The sequence below is a fragment of the Mycetohabitans rhizoxinica HKI 454 genome (genome assembly GCF_000198775.1).
GTDB lineage: Bacteria > Pseudomonadota > Gammaproteobacteria > Burkholderiales > Burkholderiaceae > Mycetohabitans > Mycetohabitans rhizoxinica.
Genome location: NC_014722.1, coordinates 1,923,456 through 1,946,219, shown reverse-complemented (window position 1 = coordinate 1,946,219; position 22,764 = coordinate 1,923,456). Strand labels below are relative to the sequence as shown.

Annotated in this window: 15 protein-coding genes and 3 pseudogenes; 10 read left to right on the top strand and 8 right to left on the bottom strand. The window is 61.1% G+C overall.

Annotated elements, in window-relative coordinates; genetic code table 11:
• Positions 1–445 precede the first annotated feature (445 nt).
• Complete coding sequence (locus tag RBRH_RS21085) at positions 446–781, bottom strand: LysR substrate-binding domain-containing protein (RefSeq protein ID WP_041753693.1); 336 nt, start codon at positions 779–781, stop codon at positions 446–448.
• A gap of 109 nt (positions 782–890) precedes the next feature.
• On the opposite strand from RBRH_RS21085, the gene RBRH_RS21350 reads away from it, so the two are divergent.
• Together RBRH_RS21350 and RBRH_RS08445 are read left to right on the top strand one after the other, a co-directional pair.
• Complete coding sequence (locus tag RBRH_RS21350; RefSeq protein WP_041753692.1) at positions 891–1,142, top strand: hypothetical protein; 252 nt, start codon at positions 891–893, stop codon at positions 1,140–1,142.
• 150 nt (positions 1,143–1,292) lie between these two features.
• The gene (locus tag RBRH_RS08445) at positions 1,293–1,559 is read left to right on the top strand and encodes a hypothetical protein (protein WP_013435755.1); all 267 of its coding nucleotides are present in this window, start codon (positions 1,293–1,295) and stop codon (positions 1,557–1,559) included.
• A gap of 554 nt (positions 1,560–2,113) precedes the next feature.
• Here RBRH_RS08445 and RBRH_RS08440 read toward each other — a convergent pair.
• The 6 genes and pseudogenes from RBRH_RS08440 to RBRH_RS08415 all read right to left on the bottom strand — a co-directional run bounded on the left by RBRH_RS08440 (position 2,114) and on the right by RBRH_RS08415 (position 12,972).
• A complete protein-coding gene (locus RBRH_RS08440) occupies positions 2,114–3,058 on the bottom strand; it encodes a transglycosylase SLT domain-containing protein (RefSeq protein WP_013435754.1) in 945 nt (314 codons plus the stop codon).
• Positions 3,059–3,751: 693 nt separating this feature from the next.
• Positions 3,752–4,024: pseudogene (locus tag RBRH_RS08435) on the bottom strand (hypothetical protein); the annotation flags it as partial.
• A gap of 328 nt (positions 4,025–4,352) precedes the next feature.
• Positions 4,353–7,673 carry an efflux RND transporter permease subunit gene (locus tag RBRH_RS08430; RefSeq protein ID WP_013435752.1) on the bottom strand — a complete coding sequence of 1,107 codons (3,321 nt, stop codon included), beginning with the start codon at positions 7,671–7,673 and terminating at the stop codon, positions 4,353–4,355.
• Positions 7,670–10,783 (bottom strand): MdtB/MuxB family multidrug efflux RND transporter permease subunit, encoded by a 3,114-nt coding sequence (locus RBRH_RS08425; RefSeq protein ID WP_013435751.1) that lies wholly within the window; start codon positions 10,781–10,783, stop codon positions 7,670–7,672. The genes RBRH_RS08430 and RBRH_RS08425 overlap by 4 nt, the downstream gene beginning before the upstream one ends.
• A gap of 48 nt (positions 10,784–10,831) precedes the next feature.
• Positions 10,832–12,196: an MdtA/MuxA family multidrug efflux RND transporter periplasmic adaptor subunit gene (locus tag RBRH_RS08420; RefSeq protein WP_013435750.1), complete on the bottom strand. Its 1,365-nt coding sequence runs from the start codon at positions 12,194–12,196 to the stop codon at positions 10,832–10,834.
• A gap of 311 nt (positions 12,197–12,507) precedes the next feature.
• Positions 12,508–12,972 (bottom strand): rhodanese-like domain-containing protein, encoded by a 465-nt coding sequence (locus tag RBRH_RS08415; protein ID WP_041753691.1) that lies wholly within the window; start codon positions 12,970–12,972, stop codon positions 12,508–12,510.
• Between the two features lie 355 nt (positions 12,973–13,327).
• Here RBRH_RS08415 and glnA point away from each other — a divergent pair, with 355 nt between their 5' ends.
• The 3 genes from glnA (at position 13,328) to ntrC (ending at position 17,678) form a co-directional block, all read left to right on the top strand.
• Positions 13,328–14,743, top strand: a complete 1,416-nt coding sequence (gene glnA / locus RBRH_RS08410) for a type I glutamate--ammonia ligase (protein WP_041753690.1) — start codon at positions 13,328–13,330, stop codon at positions 14,741–14,743.
• Positions 14,744–14,913: 170 nt separating this feature from the next.
• Positions 14,914–16,044, top strand: coding sequence for a nitrogen regulation protein NR(II) (glnL, locus tag RBRH_RS08405; RefSeq protein ID WP_049786468.1), 1,131 nt, complete (start codon positions 14,914–14,916; stop codon positions 16,042–16,044).
• 74 nt (positions 16,045–16,118) lie between these two features.
• Entirely contained in the window at positions 16,119–17,678 is a 1,560-nt protein-coding gene (gene ntrC / locus RBRH_RS08400; protein ID WP_041753689.1) for a nitrogen regulation protein NR(I), read from the top strand.
• A gap of 22 nt (positions 17,679–17,700) precedes the next feature.
• Here ntrC and xth read toward each other — a convergent pair whose 3' ends face one another.
• Positions 17,701–18,480, bottom strand: coding sequence for an exodeoxyribonuclease III (xth, locus tag RBRH_RS08395; protein ID WP_013435743.1), 780 nt, complete (start codon positions 18,478–18,480; stop codon positions 17,701–17,703).
• A gap of 389 nt (positions 18,481–18,869) precedes the next feature.
• Between xth and RBRH_RS20240 the strand changes: the two are divergent.
• From RBRH_RS20240 to RBRH_RS08375, 5 genes and pseudogenes are all read left to right on the top strand, one after another.
• Positions 18,870–19,022 (top strand): annotated as a pseudogene (locus RBRH_RS20240) (2-hydroxycarboxylate transporter family protein); the annotation flags it as partial.
• Between the two features lie 170 nt (positions 19,023–19,192).
• Positions 19,193–19,912 carry a hypothetical protein gene (locus tag RBRH_RS18935; protein WP_157864406.1) on the top strand — a complete coding sequence of 240 codons (720 nt, stop codon included), beginning with the start codon at positions 19,193–19,195 and terminating at the stop codon, positions 19,910–19,912.
• Positions 19,913–20,023: 111 nt separating this feature from the next.
• A pseudogene (locus tag RBRH_RS21345) lies at positions 20,024–20,224 on the top strand (DDE-type integrase/transposase/recombinase); the annotation flags it as partial.
• Positions 20,225–20,618: 394 nt separating this feature from the next.
• A complete protein-coding gene (locus RBRH_RS08385) occupies positions 20,619–20,870 on the top strand; it encodes a DUF378 domain-containing protein (RefSeq protein ID WP_013435739.1) in 252 nt (83 codons plus the stop codon).
• Positions 20,871–21,461: 591 nt separating this feature from the next.
• Complete coding sequence (locus tag RBRH_RS08375; protein WP_013435738.1) at positions 21,462–22,736, top strand: amidohydrolase family protein; 1,275 nt, start codon at positions 21,462–21,464, stop codon at positions 22,734–22,736.
• Positions 22,737–22,764: the final 28 nt, after the last annotated feature.

Sequence of the window (22,764 nt, the reverse complement as noted above, 5' to 3'; positions counted from 1 at the left end):
GCAGGGTTTGCGCTGAAGGTCTGTCTACCGCTGACACAGGCACTGAACGCACGTTCCCGTCGTGGGGCAGGCCTTCTAATTGAGTCATCGCGCGGCTGCGTGCCGCAAGCTGTTTTTTCCACGCGTGAGGCAGGCTTTCGATCCGGCCGTGGTGATGCGCATGGCTGGACGGCGCCGTCTTCAGCCGTGGTGGGGCGCCAACTAGCTGCGCGAGGCGTTCGCCGAAATCTATTGTTAGGTCTGCATCATGATTTCGCTGATGAAGTAATGGGCTCAACGTCATATTGGGTACTCTCTGGTAGTGCTGACGTTGTCACTCTAGGACGCTTTGCAACGCGTGACCATGAAGGCGCACGAAGCCCCGTTGCCAGGGGCGTACACTGCGGGAAGTTCCCGAAATACAGTGTTGACGGGGTTGCAAGCAATATAGCCGCAGTGGCTTTGATCATTGGGGAAGGCGCGTGCGTAAGCGTTCCTCAATGAACCTGACAAATGCCCAACAGGTGGCAAACAACTGCCGATGCAGTGGATAGACGACGCTCAGCGGCAATGGAACTGGCGCAAACGGCTCTAGCACGGTGACGAGTTGACTACGGTCCAACGCCGGTGCCACGATGAAGCGAGGCCGCAGCACGATGCCGAACTTGGCAACGGCCGCGTCGCGACCCGTGCATTTTGCTGGAGGTGTCCAAATGTCAAGAGCGCCGAGCCGCGGTATCAGCAAGCCCGTATCAGCGATGCGGACAAGTGCGGCAAGTGGCGGCTGATCGTATCCTCGCACGGGTGGGACGGATCGCTGCAGATTCGCCAGGATGGGCGGGGTTATATGCCGCCTTGTTCGACGGCGATGTCAGCGAGCGCTGCGTGCTGCCAGCGCAGCGCAATGCGTATTGGCATGTCGCGAACGTTACCCCCAGCTTGGCACGCAAAGGTTAACGCACAGCCGCGGCAGCCATGCGATCGCGATCAGCTGTGCACCGACGCTTGCATCACGGTGGCTGCTGCCGCTGCTGCCTCGGTTGCGGCAGCAGCGTTGGGCTGCCACCGTGGTGGCGGGCTTTGTCGCGGCGATGTTGCACTTTCCGATCGACGATGCGACCGTTGACGTACCACCCCGGGTGGTGGGCGCGGCACGCGCGTAGCGGCCGCGCAACGCCGCAACAGTGTGGCGGACGCCGTATGATGACTATTGGTAAAAGTACGTGCCGGAGGCCTTCTGATTGCTGACGCCGGAGGGGTCAAAGCCGTTATTGTCGGACGAACTATCGCGATGAAAAGGGTCTGCGGACTCGGTGGGGCTCGTCGACGCGTTCTTGCTGTTGCTGCTTCCCGGATGGGTGCTCGTGCTTGAGTCGCCGTTGGACGCCGGGCTGGTGCTCGTGCCCGAGCCGCCGCTAGTGACCGGATCGGTGATTGTGCCCCAGCCGCCGCTGGTTACGGGCTTCGTGGTTGTGCCCGAGCCGCCGCTAGTGCCCGGATCAGTGATCGTGCCCCAGCCGCCGCTAGTGACCGGCGCCTTGCCATCGTGCTGGGTGCTATCCGCAGTCGAGTGCCTATGATGCGGTGAGCATGGACATTCACAGTCGCCATCCGTTGATGGGGCTGGAGAGCGATGTCCGCACGTCGTGCCGTCGTCATCGAACGAATCGTCGTCGTCGTCGCTATGCGAATTCTGCAGCAGGGCCAGCAATTGCTCGATGAGTTTTTGCAATAAATCGGAGTCGTCCGATGAAGTACCGTTCGCCGGCCACGACATGGAATCGCTTTGATCCGCGCGCTTGTGGTGCGCAGCGTCCGGGGCTGTGCCGTACGTGTGGCTCGGGCTACCCGGGTCGAACGGCGAATAGGGCGAATCCGTTTGAGTGATGGAAATGGTAATGGTCATGTTGTGCTCCTTGTTGGGCAGCGCGCCGTTATTTTGGAAAACCACTGTCAGTACGGCTCGCCATGGTGCCTAGCGGCGCGCTCGGGTTCCGTTGTCAGTCCACCTGGGATTGGGTTGGCGCAGTGTTAACCCGGTCGCTTGCAGCGGCAACTGCGCTCCTGGGACATATGCGCTGATTGTGCCGGGCAACCTCGCTTTATCGAGGCAGGGCGCCGGCACCTCTGCGCATTATTGGCTGTCGTCCAGCTCTTTGTGCTGGTTCAATACGTTGTAGTTGGTGATGACGTTTCTTGCGTATTTCCCTTCGTCGCCCACTCCAACGTATTCTTCGAGCCCCTTCTTCAGCGCCTTTTCGTTGGCCATCGGATTGTTGCGATCACCGCCGTGCTCGATGATGTGGGTCTTCAGTTCGAAGGCTCCCGCAATCACGTTGTCGTGCGGATTGTGCATGTCCAGGTCCTTCGGATCCTTGCCAGTCAACTTCTTGATGTTTTCTTTGTCTTGTTTCGTCAGTTCCGGCAGCACGTCCTTTTCCCAGCGCCGCTGGCCGATCTGCATCAGGCCCAGGTCCGGCGTGCCGTCGCTGTTTCTCGACCATTCCTTCGGATTACCGCGCGATTCGGCCCACATCTGTCCACCAATCAGGTTGCCATCTAGCCCCGTCAGCCGCGCGGCCAAGTTGATGTCGTTTTCCCACCGGTCGATCTTCGGATTTTTGCCTGGCGTGTATGCCTTGCCTGGCGTTGTCGGACCGTCCAGCGCGGGTTGGTCCTCGCCGGACCGGCTGCTCGCTTGGGTCGAGTCGGTGGTGTCGCCGTCGGATGAGGTGCCGTGGGTCTTACTGGATGAGCCGCTCGTGCCATCCTCTGGCGCGTCGCAATGGTGATGGTGACATCCGCCGCCGCCGTGATGCCGGCCGATGGCACCATCCGAGTCCGGGCCATCGCCGGTATTGCCCTCGTTACTGTTACCGTTGAACTGCATCAACAACTGGATTAGCTGATTGAGCAAATCGTCGGTGTTCGACCACTGTCCGTCCGATGGCGTCGAGGTGTGCCCGTCTCCTGCCCGCTTGTGATGGATTCCCGGCGTGTCGTTATCGTAAAGCCCGGGCCATTGGGACCAGTTGGAAGACGGCGAATCGGTTTGGATGATTGTGATCGTGGTTGTCATGCAAGACCTCGTCTGAAATAAACAAATATGTCGTTATTTCATAGGCATTTGGCTGGCTCGCTAAGCTGGACGCGAACGGGAGGTGCCGCAAGCGAACCCGATGGCCCGAACCTGGTCGGGCGTGGCCGATGATGCTCGGCGGGGCGAGCAGACGAACGGTGGCCGCTCACCATGGCGTTCGCTAAGCAGGTATGGAGAAAAAAAGATGAGAATACCCTGTCGCCGATAAACCGGACGGGCGACTTGAGCGGCGTCCCGGACGGGGGCTGGGCAAGCAGGTGGGCAGGCGCGCCGGTGCGACGCGCGCTGTGCTTATTGGACGTTACCCGTGCGAGAAGGTCGTATTGAACGGCACGTCATCGCCGGTTGGCGCGGGCGGGCTTATGCAGGCTCGGTCCGGACTTCGGTCCCTGTTTCAGCGCTGGCTCGCGCTTCGGTTCCGGCTTGCACGGCCGCCGGGATGGCGGTCTTGGCGCCCGGTGCAGGGGCCGGGTGGCTATCCGCATGGTCGGCGGCCGTGCACGCGTCCATGCCGGCGCCAGGCAGCTTCGACTTGCGCGAGGCATCGACCGCGAGCGCGGGCGTCGCGACGGAACCCGCCGGCGCCACGATAGGACCCGTCGGTGCCGCGACAGAGCTCGCCGGTGCGACGGCGCTCGCCTTGGGCTCGGCCGGCTTGGCGTCTGTACCCTTGCGTGGCTTCTTGGCTAACGGGATCAGGCCGAAGGCGCGCGCCGCCTCGGAGATCTGCTCCGGGGAGAAGAGTTCGTCGGGCGTGATGTTGAACGTGCGAATGTGGCTCTCAATCGTCTGCATCGCTTGTGCACGATCGTCGCGACGCTGCTGGGCGCGCGCGACAATATCGCGTAGTTCATCGGCTTCGTCGCTCGAAATCGTGAATGCCGCTTGTTTCTGTTGCAATTCGTTGAAGCGATGGAATTCCTGGTCTGTCAAGAGTTTGGCCATGAAGATATGCAGTTGAAGCAGGGGGAATGCGTGCATCGGGCGATGCGCAAGCTGCGCGGGCGCGCGATCGCACTCGTTGCGGGGGCCGTATTCTACCTGCTTCGAAGGGGTGTCTCGACGACGATCCTCGGCTAGCGAGTGCCGCAGCAAGTTCCCGGCAGCGGCTGACGAGCAAGGCACGATTATCCACTCCTACGAGGCGGCGTTGCACGCCGTCGGCGGCGCATCGCCGCTATCGGCTCCCGCGTGCGCCGGCGTTTCGTGCTGGCCAGGACGTAGCGACATCATGCCGGGACACCGTCACACGGGGCGCCGTCGCCCGGCAGCGTTACTCGTCACTGCCGAACACGTGGCGCGGCGGGACGTGCTCGCCGCCGTGCCGTGCGCCCCACCAAGTACGGAGCCGGTCCATGTAGAGGTAAACCACCGGCGTGGTATAGAGCGTTAGCAATTGGCTGACAATCAGTCCGCCGACGATGGAGATGCCCAGCGGCGCGCGCATCTCGTGTCCTTCGCCGTGGCCGAATGCGAGCGGCAATGCACCGAGCAGCGCGGCGCAGGTGGTCATCATAATCGGTCTGAAGCGCAGCAAGCAGGCCTGACGGATGGCCTCGCGCGAACTCATGCCGGTGCGCGCGGCGTCGATCGCGACGTCCACCATCATGATCGCATTCTTCTTCACGATACCGATCAGCAGGATCACGCCAATCAGCGCAATGATGCTGAACTCGATACGGAACAGCAGCAACGCCAGTAGCGCGCCGACGCCAGCCGACGGCAACGTGGACAGGATCGTGAGCGGATGGATATAGCTCTCGTACAGAATGCCCAGCACGATGTAGACCGCGGCGAGCGCCGCGAGAATCAATAGCGGCTGGTTCGATAACGCTTGCTGGAAGGCGTGTGCCGTGCCGGAGAAACTGCCGTGAAGGGTGCCGGGCATGCCGATGTCGGCCATGGTTTGGTAGATCGCGGCGGTCGCGTCCGACAGTGAGGTGCCCACCGGCAGATTGAAGGAGATCGTCGTCGCGACGAATTGGTTCTGATGGCTGACCGCCAGCGGTGTATTGCCCGGGGCGAAGCGCGCGATGGCCGACAACGGGATCATCGTTTCCTTGGCGGTGGATACCGCGGCGCCGGACGATGAGCTGGACTTGCCGCTGGCGGCGATCGAGTTGATCGCCTGATTGCGTGCCGAATCAAGTGCGACGCTCGCTGCACGGCTGGCGGCATTGGACGTCGACACGCCGACCGTCTTTTTCGCGCCCGATGCATGGGTGACGGTCCCGACCGTCGCGTTGGTGCTCGCGGTGCCTGATGCGCTGCCGCCGGATTGACTAATGAAGATGTCCTTCAAAATGTCGGGGCTTTGCCAATAGCGGGGCGCCACTTCCATCACGACATGATACTGGTTCAGCGAATTGTAGATCGTCGACACCTGCCGCTGGCCGAAGGCATCGTACAGCGTATTGTCGATCTGCGCAGGGGTGATGCCATAGCGTGCAGCAGTTGGCCGGTCGATGATCACGTTCGCCTCCAGACCGCCTTGCTGCTGGTCCGAGTTTACATCGGCAAGCTCGGGCCGCTTTTGCAGCGCCTCGGTTAGGATCGGTGCCCATTTGTACAACTGAGCGGTCGAATCACCGAGCAGCGTGAACTGATACTGCGCGTTCGATTGTCTTCCACCCACGCGGATATCCTGCACCGCTTGCAAGAACGTTCTGGCGCCGGCGACCTCGGCCAGCGGCGCGCGCAGTTGCTCAATGACCTGGTCCGCGGACACGCCGCGCTCGGCGAGCGGCTTCAGCGAGATGAGCATGAAACCCGCGTTGGTCTGACGCCCGCCGGTGAAACCGACTGCGGAATCGACTGCCGGGTGGCGCTTGACGATGTCCATCATCTGCGAAAATTTCACCCGCATCGATTGGAACGACGTGCTCTGGTCCGCCAGGATGCCGCCGACGAGTCGGCCGGTGTCCTGTTGCGGAAAGAAGCCCTTTGGCACGATCGTGTACAGGTACACGTTCAAGCCGATGGTGGCGACCAGCACGGCCAGCACCAGCAACGCGTGGTCCAGCGCCCAGCCGAGTGAGTGTTCGTATCCGCGCTGCAAGCGGGCGAAGCCGGCTTCGAGCCAGCGCGCGAGCCGGCCTTCGCCGCGCACGTCAGAGGTGGGCCTGAGCAGTCTGGCGCACAGCATTGGCGTGAGCGTCAGTGACACGAGCAGCGACACGAAGATCGCCAGCGACAGCGTGACAGCAAACTCGCGAAACAGACGACCGACGATGCCGCCCATCAATAGAATCGGCAGAAATACCGCGACCAGCGAGACGCTGATCGACAATACCGTGAAGCCGACTTCGCGTGCGCCAACGATCGCTGCGCGCATGCGCGGCATGCCGGCCTCGATGTGCCGCGAGATGTTCTCGAGCACGACGATCGCATCATCGACGACGAAGCCGGTGGCGATCGTCAGCGCCATCAGCGACAAGTTGTCGATCGAATAGCCGAGCAGGTACATGCCGGCAAACGTACCGATGATCGATACGGGCACCGCAACGCTGGGGATGAGCGTCGCACGCCAGTTGCGCAAGAACAGGAACACGACTATTACCACCAGGATCACCGCGATCAACAGCGTGCGCTCGGTGTCTCGCAGTGAAGCACGGATCGTCATTGTGCGGTCGGCGGTCGGCGTTACATCGATCGCTGCGGGCAGTGCCGCGCGTAGCTGGGGCAGCCTCGCCTTGACGCGGTTGACCGTCTCGATGATATTGGCGCCAGGCTGCCGGTACAGGATCACGAGCACCGCGCGTTCGCCGTTCATTATGCCCATGGTGCGCAGGTCTTCGACCGAATCGACGACCTGCGCGACGTCGGAAAGCCGCACCGCGGAGCCGTTACGGTAAGCAATCACCAGGTCACGGTATTGGTCAGCGCGCCGCGCTTGGTCGTTCGTGTATAGCTGCAAGTGCCGGCGGCCGGCCTCGATCGCGCCTTTCGGGCTGTTCGCATTGGCTGACGCGAGCGCGGCGCGGATGTCTTCCAGTCCGATCCCGTAGTGGAACAGCACGGTCGGATTGATTTCGACGCGCACGGCCGGATTGGCTGCGCCGCTCACGTTGACTTCCCCGACTCCGTCGATTTGCGACAGCGCCTGTTGCAGCACGGTCGAGGCCGCGTCATACATCTGTCCGGCCGTCATTGTTTTCGACGTCAGCGCAAGGACGAGGATCGGCGCGTCGGCCGGGTTGACCTTGTGGTATGTTGGATTTTGTCGCAGGCTGGCTGGCAGGTCTGCCCGCGCGGCGTTGATCGCGGCTTGTACGTCGCGAGCCGCCCCGTCGATGTCACGGTTCAACCCGAACTGCAGCACGATCCGCGTATTGCCGATGCCGCTCGTGGACGTCATCTCGGTGACGTCCGCAATGGCGCCCAAATGTCGCTCGAGTGGGCTGGCCACGCTGGTGGCCACGGTCTCCGGGCTGGCGCCAGGCAGTGTTGCCAGCACCGAGATGGTCGGAAAGTCCACCTGCGGCAATGGCGACACCGGCAGCTTCACGAAAGCGAATAACCCGGCCAGTGCGATGCCCACGGTCAGCAGTGTGGTGGCGACGGGGCGCGCGATGAAAGGGCGGGAAAGGTTCATTGTCTGCTGCCTTCGCCGCTGGCATCGCGCGACAAGCGTTCGCGCAGCGCCGAGGCGAGCCGGTCAAAGCCAAGGTAAATCACCGGCGTCGTGAACAGCGTCAGCAACTGGCTGACGACCAGCCCGCCGGCGATCGCGATGCCTAGCGGATGGCGCAACTCGTGACCGGAGCCCGTGCCCAGCATCAGCGGCAGCGCACCGAGCAGCGCTGCCATCGTCGTCATCAGGATCGGCCGAAAGCGCAGCAGGCAAGCCTGGTAGATCGCGTCGCGAGGGCGCTTGCCTTGTTCTCGCTGCGCTTCAAGCGCAAAGTCGATCATCATGATCGCGTTCTTTTTGACGATGCCGATCAGCAGCACGATGCCGATGATGCCGATGATATCCAGGTCATGCCCGGTGACGCTCAATGCGAGCAGCGCGCCGACGCCGGCGGAGGGCAGCGTAGACAGGATTGTGATGGGATGGACGAAGCTCTCGTATAGCACGCCAAGGACAATGTACATCGTGACGATCGCGGCCAGGATCAGGAATACCTGGTCGGACAGCGATGCTTGGAATGCCAGCGCCGCGCCCTGATAGCGGATCTGGAACGAGGGCGGCAGACCGATGTCGTCCTTCGCTTGCTCGATGGCCTTCACCGCCGCGCCGAGCGATTTGCCCGGCGCGAGGTTGAACGAGAGGGTGGTGGACGGGAACTGGCCTAAGTGCGAGATCAGCAGCGGCGCGTTTTGCTGATGGAAGGTCGCGATGGACGACAGCGGGACCTGGGCGCCAGGCGCGGTGGCCGATGGCAGGTAGATCGTGCCCAGTGCGTCCGGGGACTCGTGCATCTTCGGGTCCGCCTCCAGGATCACGCGATACTGGTTTGATTGAGTGAAGATGGTCGAGATGATGCGCTGCCCAAAGGCATCATACAGCGCGTTGTTGACCGTCGCCGGCGTGATGCCGAAGCGCGCGGCGGTACTGCGATCGATCTCAATATAGGTTGAGAGCCCGTTTTGCTGTAAGTCGCTGGCGACATCAGCCAACTCCGGCGCCTGCTTGAGCCGCGCGACAAACTTCGGCACCCAGTCAGCAAACGCTTGGGCGTTCGCGTCGGTCAGCATGAGTTGGTATTGCGTCGCGCTGAGCGTCGAGTCAATCGTCAGGTCCTGCACTGGCTGCATATACAGCGAGATGCCGGGTATCTGCGCGACGCGCTGCTGCAACGAGCGGATGATTTGCTGCGCGTCGCGGCTGCGTTCGTCGAACGGCTTCAGATTGATCAGCAAACGGCCGCTGTTCAGCGTGAGATTGGTGCCGTCTACGCCGATGAACGACGACAGGCTCTGGACATCCGGGTCCTTCAGGATTTCGGCGGCGAGCGCTTGCTGGTGCTCGGCCATGGCCGCGTACGACACACTTTGCGAGGCCTGCGTGATGCCTTGGATGATGCCGGTGTCTTGCGTCGGGAAAAAGCCCTTCGGCGCTACGATGTAGAGCATGATCGTGAGCACCAGCGTGAGCAGTGCAACGAGCAGCGTGAGCGGCTGGTGATCGAGCACCCGCGAGAGCATCTTTGCGTAGGCGGCGATCACCGCATCGAAGAACGCACGGGCCCGGGCCTCGAAGCGGCCGCTTTCCTTCGGTGGACTGTGCCGGAGCAGCTTGGCGCACAGCATCGGCACGAGCGTGAGCGACACCACTGCAGAGAACACGATCGCCACGGCAAGCGTGATCGCAAACTCGTGGAACAGCCGGCCGACGACATCACCCATGAACAGCAACGGGATTAGCACCGCGAGCAACGACACGGTCAGCGAAATGATCGTGAAGCCGATTTGCTTGGAGCCCTTCAGCGCGGCTTGCAACGGCGTGTCGCCGTCCTCAACGTAGCGGGTGATGTTCTCGATCATCACGATCGCGTCATCGACGACGAAGCCCGTGGCAATGGTCAGCGCCATCAAAGACAGATTGTCCAGCGAAAATCCGTACAGGTACATCACCGCCAGCGTGCCGATCAGCGACAGTGGCACGGACAGGCTGGGAATCACGGTCGCCTGCCAACTGCCGAGGAACAGGTACATCACCAGCACCACCAGCACGACCGCCGTTACCAGCTCGAACTGCACGTCGCGTACCGACGCGCGGATCGTCGTGGTGCGATCGGTCAACACGCGGGTCTCGACCGATGCGGGCAGGCTTTGCTGCAACTGCGGCAGCAGCGCCTTGATGTTGTCGACCACTTGGATCACATTGGCGCCCGGCTGCCGCTGCACATTTAGGATGATCGCCGGCTCGGTATCGACCCACGCGCCTAGCTTCGTGTTCTCCGGGCCGGAGACGATCTGCGCGACGTCGGTTAGCATCACCGGACGGCCGTTCTTGTAGGCGACTACCGCGCTGTGATACGCACTGGCATCGGTCAACTGGTCGTTGGCATTGATCGTGTAGGCACGTGTCGGACCGTCAAAGTTGCCTTTTGGGGTGTTGACGTTCAGGTTCGAAATCGTGGTGCGCAGATCGTCCAGATTCAGGCCGTACGCCGCGAGCGCGCGCGGGTTGGCCTGGATGCGGATCGCGGGCCGCTGTCCACCGCTCAAGCTCACCAGCCCGACGCCGCCCACTTGCGAGATTTTCTGCGCGAGCCGGGTATCGACCAGGTCCTGCACCTGGGTCAACGGCAGCGTCTTAGAAGTGATCGCCAGCGTGAGAATGGGGGCGTCGGCCGGATTGACCTTTGCGTAGATCGGCGGCGCTGGCAGATCGGACGGCAGCAGGTTGCCTGCCGCGTTGATGGCCGCCTGCACTTCTTGCTCCGCGATGTCCAGCGGCAAGTCCAGCGAAAACTGCAGCGTGATGACCGATGCGCCCGCCGAGCTTTGCGACGACATCTGATTCAGCCCCGGCATCTGACCGAACTGGCGCTCCAGCGGCGCAGTCACCGACGAGGTCATCACCTCGGGGCTGGCACCGGGATAGAAGGTCTGCACTTGAATCGTCGGATAGTCCACTTCTGGCAGCGCGGACAGTGGCAGGAACTGCAGCGACACAAGGCCGGCCAGCATGATGGCGGCCATCAGCAGTGCTGTGCCGACTGGGCGGAGAATAAAGAGGCGGGATGGATTCATGCGTCGAATGGTCCGGGAGCGCGGCGCCGGGGCAGGTCCCGGCCGGAATCAAGGCTGCGGTTGGTGCGCGTGGCCGTGCGTGGCCGACGCGTGACGCGCGCCACGCGCCGCTTGGCCTGCCGACGCGGCGGGGCGGCCACTAGCGATCGCGGCCGGAATCGTGATTTTGGCGCCTTCGCGCAATCGGTCTGAGCCGTCGATGACGACACGCTCTCCCACCACTAGACCGGAGACGATGCTGGTGCGCTCGCCATCGACCGGACCCGTTTTCACCGGGCGCACGGTGACTGTATTGTCGGCTTTGACCACATAGACAAATGTTCCCATCGAGCCATTGAGCACCGCGGAAGTCGGTACGATGGTCGCGTTGCGGATCGTGTCCACGCGTAGCCGCACGTTGACGAACTGATTCGGGAACAACGCCTGCCCCGCGTTCTGGAACACCGCGCGCAGCTTCACGGTGCCGGTGGTCGTATCGATCTGGTTGTCGAGGGTGTGCAACTCGCCGGTTTCCAGCGGCCGGCTGTTGGTGCGGTCGTATGCGGTCGCGCACATCTTGGCGCCGGCGGTCCATTGCTTAAGGATGGCTTGTAGGTTGTCCTCGGACGTGGTGAACACGACGCTCATGGGCTGCATCTGCGTGATTACGACAATGCCGTTTGTATCGCTGGTGGTCACGTAGTTGCCCGGATCCACCTGACGCAGTCCCACTCGGCCAGTCACCGGCGCGGTGATCCGCGCGTAGGTTAAGTCCAGCTTGTACGTATCGATCGTCGCCTGGTCCGACTTTACCTGGCCACGGTACTGCTCGACGAGCGAGGCCTGCGTGTTGACCTGCTGGCGCGAGATCGAATCCTGCTTGAACAACGCCTGGTACGCGTTCAGATCCGACACTGCCTGTCGCAGCAGCGCCTGGTTTTTCGCCAGTTGCCCTTCGGCGTTGCGCAGTGAAATTTCGTAGGGGCGTGGATCGATTTGTGCGAGTACATCGCCGCGCTTGACGAGTTGGCCTTCCTGGAAATTGACCGACATCAGCGTGCCATTCAACTGCGTGCGCACGGTCACCGTCGCGAGCGGTGTCACGGTGCCCAGCGCATTGATCATGATTGGCATTTCGCCATGGACCACGGTCGCGACTTTAATCGGCTGTGGCATGTCCGCGAACGCGCCGCCACCATGGCTGCCACGTTTCGCGCCAGGCGGCTTGCCGGCATTGCCCGTGGCTGTGCCGCTGGCGTGGGCGCCCGCCGTGCCGCGCATGGCATTACGTTGCCACGGATGCCACCAAAGCAGCACGACGACGACAGCGACGAGCCCCGTGGCCAGCCGCAGCACGCGCGTGCGGGTGCGGCTGGCCACGGCGCGCGGCGCTGCATCGGATGATCGGGTTTGTTGTTGTTCGTCTTTCTGCATGGTCGAGCCAATCGTTGGGACGCGATGGTGGGGAAGGGCTGCGACGACGAGCCGACGTGGTGGGATGCCTGGTTTGTCGGACCATCATTGGAAACTGCACGAAATCCTACGTGCGTCGACCGTGTCAGTCCAGCGCCCTTTTTTTCGGAACGTTACTGCGCCCACCGCCTGCGGCAACCGCGACGGGCGTGCGGCATGGCAGTGAGGGGGCACGTCAGGCCGCCGCGTCCGGGGTCGTGCACGTTCCGCGTGTGGGACCATCCGGCCGCGACCTCCTATGGCGCGGTGTTCCCAAAGTAGTGTCTCCGAGCCTAGGCGCTCACCCAGGGTAGGCCACGGAAACACCAACCGCCAACCGTCTTACGGTGGCCTCGAGCGTCCTTGTCGCCCTCAAAACCTTCCAGAATATCGTAGGCGTGCATGAAGCCCGCGTTCGCCGCTGCCACTGCGGCCAGCTTCGAGCGCGCGGCGCTGCGGCACAGCAGCAGGATCGGTGTGTGCGGCATCGCCACTTGGGACAGTTGCTCGACGAACTCCGGGTTGGGAACGCCGCCCGGGTATCGCGTCCACTCGATGTGTACGTACTGGCCATCCCCGACGACCGGGCGGCCGACCCAGTCCAGTTCCGCGCGGGTGCGTACGTCAACCAGCCGGGCCCCCGGTTCGAGCGCCAACAACTCGAATGCCTCACCTGGCGCCAGCGCGCCGGCATACTGCAACTGGTGTTGCGTGCGGCGCCGCTCGGCCGCTGCATAAATCGCGTCACGGGAAGTCATCACTGTGTCCAAAAAGCGCAATGGTTTAATTTTAGCGTCGTCGTAGAATGACCCGCCTAGGCAGCGGCATGGAGCACGACCTTGGTGCATTATCGTCTTTTTGCACCGATCGCGTGCTTGTTCGGTGCCGCCAATCGAAGTTGCACTAATATTGTGCGCAAGGCGCTGCGACTAGGACGGGTAATACGCTGCTCGTAGGTCATGGTAGGTCATAAGCCCTGCAATGGAGCGTGCCCGGCGTCCCTGCGTCATAATTTGGCATGGAGTGTGCTTTGTTCGGACCCGATCCCGTTGCATAACCGAGAAGCCGGAATCGGGAAGTGGTATCGCCCCCATTGTTCATCAGGAGAAAGGAATGGCTCAAACCGTGGCCGACGTCATCAAGCTCGTCGAGGACGAGGACGTCAAGTTCGTCGATTTTCGCTTCACCGACACCCGCGGCAAGGAACAACACGTGTCGGTGCCGGTGTCGGCGTTCGACGAGGACAAGTTCGAAGCCGGCCACGCGTTCGACGGTTCCTCGATTGTCGGCTGGAAGGGAATTGAAGCGTCGGATATGCTGCTGTTGCCGGATCCGAACACCGCGTATATCGACCCATTCTACGAGGAATCGACGTTGGTCCTTACCTGCGACGTGATCGAGCCGTCGGACGGCAAGGGCTATGAGCGCGACCCGCGCTCGCTCGCCAAGCGTGCCGAGGCGTACCTGAAGAGCACGGGCTTGGGTGATACCGCGTTTTTTGGCCCGGAACCCGAATTCTTCATTTTTGATTCGGTGCAGTGGAACATTGATATGTCGGGCTGCTTCGTGAAGATCGGCTCCGAAGAGGCTGCTTGGTCGTCGGGCAAGGAATTCGAGCACGGCAACAGCGGTCACCGTCCGGGCGTTAAGGGCGGCTATTTCCCGGTTGCCCCGGTCGATTCGTTCCAGGACATGCGCTCGGAGATGTGCCTGTTGCTCGAGCAACTGGGCGTGCCGGTCGAAGTGCATCACCATGAGGTCGCGGGTTCCGGCCAGAACGAGATCGGCACAAAATTCTCGACATTGGTGCAACGCGCTGACTGGACGCAGATCCTGAAGTACGTTGTACATAACGTGGCCCATACGTACGGCAAGACCGCGACGTTCATGCCCAAGCCGGTGGTGGGCGACAACGGTTCCGGCATGCACGTGCATCAGTCGATTTGGAAGGATGGCCAAAACCTGTTCGCAGGCAATGGCTATGCGGGCCTGTCCGAGTTCGCGCTGTTCTACATCGGGGGCATCATCAAGCACGCCCGTGCGTTGAACGCGATCACGAACCCGACCACGAACTCGTATAAGCGGCTAGTGCCGCACTTCGAAGCACCCGTCAAGCTCGCGTATTCGGCGCGCAATCGTTCCGCGTCGATTCGCATTCCGCACGTGTCGAACCCAAAGGGGCGCCGGATCGAGACGCGTTTCCCGGATCCGATGGCCAACCCGTATCTGTGCTTCTCGGCGCTGATGATGGCCGGCCTAGATGGCGTGCAAAACAAGATCCATCCGGGCGAGGCCGCGGACAAGAACCTGTACGACCTGCCGCCGGAAGAGGACGCGAAGATCGCGACCGTCTGCGAGAACCTGGACACCGCGCTGGACGCGCTCGATGCCGATCGCGAGTTCCTCACGCGCGGCGGCGTGTTCACGGATTCGATGCTGGATGCGTACATCGAGCTTAAGACGCAGGAGCTGCAACGCTTCCGTCAAACCACGCACCCGATCGAGTTCGAGATGTACTACTCGCTCTGAGCGATGGCGCGTGCTGTCCGGCAGCCGGCAGGCCGTGCGGCGCGCCTATGCGCGTTGTCGCCCGCGCCCGCGAGGTGACCGGTAGGAAATGGGGATGGCCTTGCGCCGTCCCTATTTTATTGGACCGGCCCGAGGATATTGAAGAGCCTGGTCAAATCGAAACGAAGCCAATGCGATACGCTGCGAAACGAAGCCCATCCGATACGCCGGACGATTCAGCGTTGTCATGCTCTGGGCTGCTGCCTGGGCTCGACGCGCTGCCAACGGCCGTGCTGGTGCTGGATAAGCGGACATTGCGAGTGGCGTATGCGAATCCATCGGCCGAGTCGATGCTCGAGATGTCGCGCCGGCAACTGGAGCAGACCACGTGGCCGGATCTGTTCTCCAATGGCGACGAGTTAGTGACGACCATCGCAGCGATTGCTGACAACCGGTTCCAGGCGACGCACTTGGACGCCACACTGGAGCGCCAGCTGCGCGAGCCGTTGCGCGTGCACGTGATCGTGGGCTACCTCGAGACAGCATCGGACTACGTATTGCTCGAGCTGTTCGCCAACGACCAGCAATTGCGCAGCGATCGAGAGGAACGTATCCATGACTTGACGTCGGTCAACAAGCAATTGATCCGCAATCTGGCGCACGAGATTAAAAATCCGCTTGGCGGCATTCGCGGCGCGGCGCAGTTGCTTGAGTCCGAGTTAGGCGAGCGCGAGGCGCGCTACGACCTGCGCGAATACACGCAGGTCATTATCAAGGAGTCCGATCGGTTGCAGACGCTGGTGGACCGGCTTTTGGAGCCCCACCGTCATCCGCACATTGTTGGTGACGTGAACATCCACGAGGTCTGTGAACGGGTACGCGCGGTGATCTTGGCCGAGTTCCCCTGGGGGCTGACGATCGAGCGCGACTACGACGTGAGCGTGCCAGAGTTTCGCGGCGATAAGGAGCAACTGATCCAGGCGTTGCTGAACATCGCGCGCAACGCAACGCAGGCGCTCAAAGAGCGCATCTCGCAAGGTGACGCGCATATCGCGTTGCGCACGCGCGTCGCGCGCAAGGTCACGATCGCCAAGCGGTTGTACAAGTTGGCATTGGACTTGCGGATAACCGACAACGGCCCCGGCATACCGGAGGCGATCCGTGACCGGATTTTTTATCCGCTGGTGTCGGGACGGGAAGATGGCAGCGGGCTTGGACTCACGCTTGCGCAGACCTTTGTGCAGCAGCACGCAGGGTTGATCGAAGTGGAAAGCCGTTGCGGCCATACCGAATTTCAGATCCTGTTGCCGCTGGCTCGATGACTGTAGGCGACAGGTGCGCGCACGCAGATATTGAAGGAAACCGCTCGATCAATCTTGAAGCCAATTTGAAATCTATGAAGCCAATCTGGATAGTTGACGACGATCAGTCGATACGCTGGGTGCTCGAAAAGGCACTGGCGCGCGAGCGCTTCGTGACCCGTAGCTTTACCAGTGTACGCGACGTGCTGGCCGCATTCGAGCAGGACCAGCCGCCGCAGGTGCTGGTATCGGACATTCGAATGCCGGGCGGTTCGGGACTTGAACTGCTCAATGTGGTGCGCGAGCGGTGGCCGGGGTTGCCGGTGATCATCATGACGGCATTCTCGGACCTGGACAGCGCCGTCGCGGCTTTTCAGGGCGGGGCGTTCGAGTATCTGGCCAAGCCGTTTGACGTCGATAAGGCGGTCGAATTGATCCGCCGCGCCGTTGACGAGGGCATGCGCGGCGAGTCCGGCTGCGATGACCGGCTCGCTGAGGCGCCGGAAATGCTTGGGCAGGCCCCGGCGATGCAGGACATGTTCCGTGCGATCGGCCGGTTGTCTCATTCCGCGGCGACGGTGCTGATCACTGGCGAGTCCGGGACCGGCAAGGAACTGGTGGCCCATGCGCTGCATCGACACAGCCCGCGCGCCAATGGACCGTTTATCGCATTGAACACGGCGGCGATGCCGAAAGACTTGCTCGAGTCAGAGCTGTTTGGGCACGAGCGCGGGGCGTTCACGGGCGCGCAGGCGATGCGGCAGGGCCGCTTCGAGCAGGCCGAGAACGGCACACTGTTCCTGGACGAAATCGGGGATATGCCGTTCGATCTACAGACGCGACTGTTGCGCGTGCTCTCGGACGGGCAGTTCTACCGCGTCGGCGGTCACCGCCCTTTGCGGGCGAACGTGCGGGTGATTGCGGCGACGCATCAAAATCTGGAGACGCGGGTGCGGCAGGGATTGTTCCGCGAGGATCTCTATCATCGGCTCAACGTAATCCGGTTGCGGCTGCCGCCATTGCGCGAGCGCAGCGAGGACATCCCGCTGCTCACGCGGCATTTCCTGCAAAAGAGTGCCCGCGAGCTTAGCGTCGAGCCCAAGCGCGTCACTGACGAGACGCTGGCGTACCTGGCACTCCTGCCGTTTCCCGGTAACGTACGTCAACTGGAGAACCTGTGCAACTGGCTGACCGTGATGGCGCCCGCGCAGACCATCGAGATCAAGGACTTGCCGCCGGAGCTGGTCACAGAGCGGCAATCGGCCCCGCACGCCGTGTCCGATGAAGGGCTACTGATTGGCGAGACTGTCGACGTCGCCGCCGGCGCAGCAGCGGCGTCCCCATCCGGCGATGCCCGCACCGCTGCACTGGCGTGCAGCGGCGTGACGCCGCTGGGTGGCCCTGCTCGTGGCGCGCTGGCGCCGGTATCGTCTCACGTCAGTGCATGGGAGGCTGGCTTGCGCGCCGAAGTGGCGCGACTGCTGCGCGAGAACGCGCCCGAGGTGATGGATGGGCTGGCGCGCCGCTTCGAAGCCGCGGTGATTCGCGAGGCGCTGGACTTCACGCGCGGCCGCAAGGTCGAAGCCGCCGAGCGGCTTGGCATTGGACGCAATACGATCACCCGCAAGATCCAGGACCTGCGTTTGGAATCGTGATGGCGATCGGGTCGCCGCCCGCTTAGCGCTCTAGCGTCGCGATGACCGGCGCATGGTCCGATGGCTGGTCCCAGCGACGCGGAGTCTTGTCGATCTCGCACGCGCTGCAGCACTGCGCGAGTGACGGCGACAGCAGAATGTGATCGATGCGTAATCCTGCGTTGCGGCGAAAGGCCAGCATTCGGTAGTCCCACCACGAGAACGACTTGTCAGGCTGCTCGAAGCAGCGAAAGGCATCGACGAGCCCGAGTTCGACGAGCGATCGGAAGGCATCGCGCTCCTCGGGCGACACGAGGTTCTGTCCTTCCCACGCTTGTGGGTCGTGCACGTCGCGATCTTCCGGCGCGATATTATAGTCGCCCGTTAGCGCGAACTGTGGGTGTGCACGCATTTCGGCGGCGACCCATTCACGCAGTGCAGCCAGCCATGACAGTTTGTACGCGAATTTGTCGGTGCCCGGCGCCTGCCCATTGGGAAAGTAAGCGCTGACTACGCGCACGCCGTCGATGGTTGCGGCAATCAAGCGCTGCTGCAGGTCGTCAAAGCCGGGAATGTTTCGTATGACGACCGCTTCGTCGACGGGCAAACCGTCGCGTACGAGGATCGCGACGCCGTTATAGGTCTTTTGTCCGGAAAACCAGCTGCGGTAGCCGGCCGCTTCGAGTGCCGCGCGCGGATACTTGTCGTCGGGCAGCTTTAGTTCCTGCAAGCACAATACGTCGACACGACTCATGGCGAGCCAGTCGATGACGTGTTGCAAGCGGACTTTCAGAGAATTGATGTTCCACGTGGCGATTTTCATGTTTGAGTCAGTGCCGCGACAGGACTGGCTTTGCGGCTATGTTTAAATGGTAGTTGACTATCTGGCTATCCATCTCGCTACCCACCTTGGAGGTGGGAGAGAAAACGATGGAGGCCGCTTATGATAGCTTTAGTCCGCTGCTTGACCCTCGCGGCTCTTGGGTGGCAACGGTGCGGGCCCTGCGGCCAATTCGTCAGGCGACAGCAGACTTAAGCACGTCTGGGCAACTTTGGCTTTCGGCACGTGAGCCGGTCATCGTAAAGCTCTGTCGCAGGATCACGATGCCGTGCTTCGATCCTCGGCTTGTGGAAACGGCGCAGGAGGGAGGCGCACCTTGCCACAGCACTTGTCACGGTGCTGATACTGATGGCAATCGGTTTTCTCGTTGGGCGTTGGTCACCGCGGCCAACCGTTTGCCACTGATGCCGTTTGCGCAACTTGCCACCCGGATTGGCGGAGCACTTGCGGTGATGGTGGCTCTGCTATGGTTGGGTCAATGGGTTCGACGCGCAAAAATAAAAGTGTTTTGCCGGTGTCAGTGATTTCAGACAAATTGCGTGGCCATTGACCAATAATGCTTCTTGTACGCTTAAGGCAAGACACGAATTACGGCCTTGACAAGGCTGAGAAATTATGAAAGCGTTAGTCTATGAGGATGGGCCTGCTATGGGCGCGTGCTGATCACTGACCATGGAAACAAGGGAGGATGGCAATGAGAAAGCGAGCGATGAAAGTCAAAGCGCAACAAAAAGCTAAAGTTGCAAGGATTTTACATGAACATGAGGGAGAACTCAGTTCATTCGCGTGGATGCAGCGGTATTACGATGAACTTCAAACAATACTCAACACCGTTGCCTCGCATTTCGGCGCAACCGCTCGTCCAAGCCCAGCGATGCGCGAAATCGACAAGCGTGCTGCAGCTATCGATGAGTGGGTAAAGAGTGATCGACGGCAACAGGTGCCGGTGCGCGTGTTAGGACGCTTGGGAGGTGAGAGTGGAGGGGATATGATAAACGGTGTAAATAACTGGCTAAATAGGAATAGGTCAGCAGGTCGAGAGCCAACGGCAGGCGAATTCCTTAATATCAACCCGTTCTCAGATTGGTCTGGTTCAATCAATCAAGGTTGGATACAGGGAGCGTTTGATAGAGGTCATATGTTCCGCTTGTTAACTGACGTGCCTGAACATCTTGTTGCTGCGCATAACAATGCCGCTCAAAATCCGAATGAAGAAAACATTAATCAATATAAAGAAATTTTGAGCAATGCAGCGGAAAACTGGCAACATCGAAGCAGTGTTTTTGCAAAAGAGTTGATTGCGTGTGCTAGGAATGGATACGCCATTCACGAAGACGAAAACGGTAAAAAAAGCGTTATGCCATGGGGCAGGCATGAGCTTTTAGAAAGATTCCGTCCAGGGGCTGCTGCTTGAGCGCAATGTGAAGGTGACGTATGAGTCGGCGCGCGCTGGCGCAACCCATCCGGCGGGCAGCTTGCCCCGCCAACGAAAGCCGTACAGGGTAAGCCCGGCTCGACGTGGCACCTTGATGAAATGTTCGTGAATCTGCGCGGCAGGCCGTATGCACTGTGGCGCGTCGCCGATGAGCGTGGAGCCGAACTGGATGTGCTGCGGCAAAATTGCCGTGCTAAATCCGCCGTCAAAAGCGTCTTCAAAAGCGCGCTGTGCTCGGCTACCGTGCCATGCAGAATTGTCACTGAGACCGACTCGTACGCATTCAGATAGACTTGCTCATCATTGGGTGCTGCGCCACACTCGCGCGACGACGAATCCGCCGCGCCGAACATGTTTGCCACGCGCTTTTGCAACTGCCGTTTCCATTAAGTGATTTGACTCGGTCGCACATCGAACTGCTGTGCCAATCGGCCTGTGTCCGGACTCTTTTGATCGCCGCAAGGGGCACCTTTGTCTCGATGCTGCTCAATGCGCCCGCTTCTCTGTCTGCGTCATCTTCCAGTTTTCTTGTCGGCTTTATTGCTACCTCGTTCCAGCACGTCTCGCTTATTCGTCGGTCCGATTTTGTCGGTCACTTTTATAGGAACCTGTGTAGGCACGCTGTTTGCGCTAAACGTAGGTAGCTAGTTCACCCCGTTTCGTTGCATTTCCTTAGGAGATTGCTATGACTATCGTGACCACCTTTGGCGCACGTTCCAACCTACTCGACTGGATTGCCGGCGCACTTGTCATCATTGGCGCTCTGAACTGGGGGCTGGTCGGGCTGTTTCAGTTTGATCTCGTCGCGGCGATCCTCGGCGTCGGATCGGTTGCGTCCCGTATTATTTACGGGCTGGTGGGATTATCGGGGATTTACTGCCTGGTTAGGGCTTGCATTGCAGCCAAGGTTACAGCGTCCGATGATCGGACGCATTGACCATACGTGCGGTCACGCCGATGAAAGAATGGCTGACCGCGGGTTACTTCAACTTAGTTGCAATGCAAAGTATCTTTCGGTGCTTTTGTGTAACTGTCTTCCGTAACATGCCAAACGCTATCTGTCTACTACGCGGAAGGCCCCAATTTGTTTTATTTTAACGCTTAGCGATTTAAAAAATAGTAAGAAGCGTGGTATTTATCAACCAGTACTCTATATTGGGTTGAACCTCATGAGGCTAGTCCGTGTATTTATGACCGGGCGCCATGCGAGCGGGTAGTAAAAACGATGAGGTGATTCGCCAACGGAACGGGTGCATTGCTGCTCACCAACTCCCGTTTCATAAAGCCCTGTCTGGGGTGAACAAGCATGGCGAAGTTCTCTAGCTTGAACCTTATGGCCTCGTAGTGGCGCGGCACGCCCAATTTTTCTTCGGCTTGTGTCTTCAAACTTGTCTCATATGGTACACGCTGGCTGTCAATTTCGCGCTGCCTGCATCGCGCGTCGTGGTGACCTCTTGCATGAAACCGCGGTGCGTGTGTTGCTAACCAACATGCAACGCCGGCACGCCCTGACACAGAGGAGCTTCGGATGGATCTAATTATCCGTAACGCATCGTTGCCCGACGGGCGTACGCAAATCGACATCGGCATAAACGGCGCGCGCATCGTCGCGGTAGAGCCCGCGCTGGCGGCGACCGCATCACACGAAATCGATGCGCAGTGCAACTTGGTCACACCGCCGTTCGTCGACGCCCATTTCCATATGGACGCGACGCTCTCGTACGGGTTGCCGCGGGTCAATGCGTCGGGCACCTTGCTCGAAGGCATCGCGCTATGGGCAGAACTCAAACCCACGCTCACGCAACAGGCCGTGTTGGAGCGCGCGCTGCAATATTGCGATTGGGCGGTCGCGCGTGGATTGCTAGCCATCCGCTCGCACGTAGACGTCTGTGACCCGCGGCTGCTGGCTGTCGAGGCGCTGCTCGAGGTCAAGCGACGCGTCGCACCCTACCTGGATCTTCAACTGGTCGCGTTCCCGCAGGATGGCCTGTTGCGCAGTCCCGGCGCGTTCGACAACTTGAAACGCGCGATTGCTCTGGGCGTGGACGTCGTCGGCGGTATCCCGCATTTCGAGCGGACGATGGCCGACGGCGCCGAATCCATCCGGCTGCTGTGCGAGTTTGCGGTGCAGAAAGGGCTGCGGGTGGACATGCACTGTGACGAATCCGATGACCCGATGTCACGCCACATCGAGACGCTGGTGGCTGAAACGCACCGGCTTGGGCTGCACGGGCGCGTCGCTGGCTCGCATCTGACGTCGATGCACTCGATGGATAATGACTATGTCAGCAAGCTGCTCCCGTTGATGCACGAAGCGGGCGTGGCCGCCATCGCGAACCCTCTAATCAACATTACGCTGCAAGGCCGTGCCGACACTTATCCGAAGCGACGGGGCATGACGCGCGTGCCCGAGATGCTGGCCACGGGCATCGATGTCGCGTTGGGTCACGATTGCGTGATGGATCCGTGGTACGCACTGGGCTCCGGCGACATGCTCGAGGTCGCGCATATGGCGCTGCATGTCGCGCAGATGACTGGCATCGACGCGAGTCGCGCTTGCTTCACCGCGGTTACGCAGACGCCTGCCAGGATACTGGGTCTGGAAGGGTACGGATTGGCGCCGGGCTGCTACGCCGACCTCGTCTTGCTCGATGCTCGCGATCCGATCGAGGCGATTCGGCTGCGCGCGGCACGTCTGGCCGTGATACGGCGCGGCCAGGTGGTCAGCCGCCAGCCGGCAGCGCACGCGACGTTGGCGCTCGCTGGTCGGCCCGATACCGTGGATTTCAAGTTGCGTCGTTGACAGCCCGAGCCTTAAGCGCTTGGGCCTG